This window comes from Stenotrophomonas sp. YIM B06876, assembly GCF_030711595.1.
Lineage (GTDB): Bacteria > Pseudomonadota > Gammaproteobacteria > Xanthomonadales > Xanthomonadaceae > Stenotrophomonas.
Genome location: NZ_JAUJUJ010000676.1, coordinates 1 through 296 on the forward strand (window position 1 = coordinate 1; position 296 = coordinate 296).

Annotated in this window: 1 protein-coding gene; it reads right to left on the reverse strand. The window is 68.2% G+C overall.

All coding sequences use genetic code 11. The features are described from left to right. Positions 1–268, reverse strand: a 268-nt coding sequence (locus QZH66_RS18980) for a flagellar basal body protein (protein ID WP_305807317.1), incomplete at its 3' end; no start/stop codon positions are given. Positions 269–296 lie beyond the last annotated feature (28 nt).

Consider the following 296-nt stretch of genomic DNA (forward strand, 5'->3'; position numbering starts at 1 on the left):
AGGCCTCGCCATTGCCGTGGGCCACGGTGAAGAAACCGTCTCCGCTGATGGCTGCGTCCAGGTCGCGCCCGGTGGGTGCCAGGGTGCCGGCGCGCGTATTCACCGCGTTGGCCTGCAGCTGGCTCATGTGCCGGGCGTCGTAGCCGAAGCCCTCCACGCTCTGGCTGGTCGCCAGCTCCAGATCGGCGCGAAAGCCGCTGGTCTGCAGGTTCGCCAGGTTGTTCGCATGCACCTGCTGGGCCCGCAGGGACCGTTCGGCGCCGCTCATGGCTGAGTAGATCAGAGCATCCATGCGG